Source organism: Vibrio sp. Vb1026, from assembly GCF_033338745.1.
In the GTDB taxonomy this organism is placed as follows: domain Bacteria; phylum Pseudomonadota; class Gammaproteobacteria; order Enterobacterales; family Vibrionaceae; genus Vibrio; species Vibrio alginolyticus.
Genome location: NZ_JAWOTH010000050.1, coordinates 1 through 2,332, shown reverse-complemented (window position 1 = coordinate 2,332; position 2,332 = coordinate 1). Strand labels below are relative to the sequence as shown.

2 protein-coding genes are annotated in these 2,332 nt (G+C 41.7%); one reads left to right on the top strand and one right to left on the bottom strand.

Annotation, left to right across the window (positions count from 1 at the left end):
• Positions 1-219 precede the first annotated feature (219 nt).
• Complete coding sequence (gene tet(59), locus R7E47_RS24020) at positions 220-1,422, bottom strand: tetracycline efflux MFS transporter Tet(59) (RefSeq protein ID WP_258456074.1); 1,203 nt, start codon at positions 1,420-1,422, stop codon at positions 220-222.
• Positions 1,423-1,502: 80 nt separating this feature from the next.
• Here tet(59) and tetR point away from each other — a divergent pair, with 80 nt between their 5' ends.
• A complete protein-coding gene (gene tetR, locus R7E47_RS24015) occupies positions 1,503-2,105 on the top strand; it encodes a tetracycline resistance transcriptional repressor TetR (RefSeq protein ID WP_318085149.1) in 603 nt (200 codons plus the stop codon).
• The last annotated feature ends 227 nt before the right edge of the window (positions 2,106-2,332 follow it).

Below are 2,332 nucleotides of genomic sequence, written 5' to 3'. Positions count from 1 at the left end.
AGGGGTGTCGAAAGAGTCAACTGCGGTCCAAAGCTGTTGGACTTGGGTGAAAAGGGCGTTTATTCTTCCTATACGTTCATTAGGTCATCTAGCCTTTCTTCCGCAGGTTTTGTTCTTGGTTTTTTAGGGGGTAATGTCATAGGGTTTGTCTCTTAATATCTTGTGCTAAAAGCAAATCTGATAGGGGTATCATAGCACTTAATATTGATATGCTAAAACTTAGCTCGCTGGTAGCTTCGCTATTTTAACTATCTTTTTGGTGCTTCTATAAAAAGATAAAATAAATACAATCAATAAAACATACATTATCGCACCAATCATCCATATCCAGCCATCCCAACTTGCCAGTGTTTGACCAAAAATAAAGCTAAATAATAATGGGCCGATCACCCCCGTCGTATTGGTTAAGCTGACTAGAACGCCTTGTAGCTTACCTTGGTTAGTTTGATTGACTTGAGCTGACATTAACCCCTGTAAGGCTGGTAGCGCAATACTGCCGACGGCGAGTAAGATTAATGTAGGGTAAATCATCCAACCCTTTGTCAATAATGACAAAATAATGAATGCTGCTCCATCAACAACAAAGCCCACAATAATCGTCACTTTTTCATTGAATTTCTTGGCGATTGCGCCCGCTACAAATGCTTGGAACAAGGCATGCATGATGCCTAACCCCGCTAAAGATAGGCCGATCTCCATACTGCCCCATTGAAAACGATGTTCCGTAAATAACACCCATGTCGTTGCTGGAATTTGCCCTATCATTTGAGTCATAAAAAAGATAAATAACAATAGTATGACTGGCTTGATCACTTGCAGGAAAGGTCGCGAATTTTCTGCTGTTTCTGTGGTGTTTTTTTCAGTATTTTTGATTTTATTATCTTTAAATATCAACATAATAACTAAAAAAGAGAGCGCATTTAAAATGGCAGCAATAATAAAAGGAAGATGAGCTGAGAATTGCCCTGTAAAGCCGCCAATTGCAGGGCCAGAGATTAACCCGACACCAAAAGCCGCCCCTAAGCGTCCAAACCACTTAGTACGCTCTTGTGAAGCAGTATTGTCAGCAATAACAGAAGCGGCGACCGCACCTGTTGCGCCAGTAACTCCAGAAATTAATCGCCCAACGTATAGCATCCAAAGTGAGCTAGATAATGCAAGCAAAGTGTAATCCACAGCAGCGCCTGCAAGAGATAGTAGTAATATTGGTCGGCGCCCGAATTTATCAGACCATTTGCCAAGTAGAGGAGCAAAAAAAACCTGCATGATGGCATACAGTGCCAGCAGGATACCGTAATGATTTGCTAAATTTTCAGCCGACACGTATTCACGTAACAATGTAGGCAATACAGGCATGATCAAGCCGATCCCCATAGCATCTAGGGCGGTGATCGTTAAAGCGGTGATCGCAAATTTATTCATCGTTTTTTCTCTATCATTGATAGAGTTGGAATATATCCCTATCAGTGATAGAGTGTCAATAGAAAAAAAGAGAGGGCAGTATGGCGCGATTAGATAAAGAAACCATCATCACAGTGGCATTAGAGTTGCTAAATGAAGTGGGAATGGAAGGGCTGACAACGCGAAAACTAGCTCAAAAACTGGGCGTAGAGCAGCCTACACTATATTGGCATGTGAAGAACAAGCGCACATTGTTGGATGCATTATCTGTTGAAATGCTAAAGCGTAATCATCGTCATTCATTACCCGCAGTTGGGGAAACGTGGCAACAATTTTTACGTAATAATGCATTGAGCTTTCGTGATGCATTATTAAGTTACCGTGATGGCGCAAAAGTGCATTTAGGGACTCGCCCGAGTTCAGACCAATATGACACCGTAGAAATGCAGTTGCAGTTTATGGTGGACAATGGTTTTTCATTAAAATGTGGGTTATATGCAATAAGCGCGGTTGGTCATTTTACGTTAGGTTCTGTGTTAGAGCAGCAAGAACATATCGCAGCACTTAATGATAGGCAACAAATAGCATATGATACGATGCCTCGACTATTAAAAGATGCTTTGCAAATTATGGATCAAGATGATGGCACAGAGGCTTTTTTATTTGGTTTAGAAGCATTGATTAATGGTTTCGAAAAGCAGTGATAAGGTGTCTGTGTTTTTAGGCTCGCACAATAGGGGGGATTTGTGCGAGTGGTGGATTTATTTAGAACATTGTTTTTCAATTTGGCGTTTTTGTTCTACCAATTTTTTAGCTGTTGCCATCGCGAGTTGTTCATCGGCTTGCATTTTTGCTAAACACAGTATTGCAAGGACGCGGAACATGCCTCATGTGGCGGCCAGGACGGCCAGCCGGGATCGGGATACTGGTC

What these genes read in the sequence shown, in the direction of transcription:
- tetR (WP_318085149.1), top strand. Translation starts at nt 1,503, where the DNA reads ATGGCGCGATTAGATAAAGAAACCATCATCACAGTGGCATTAGAGTTG.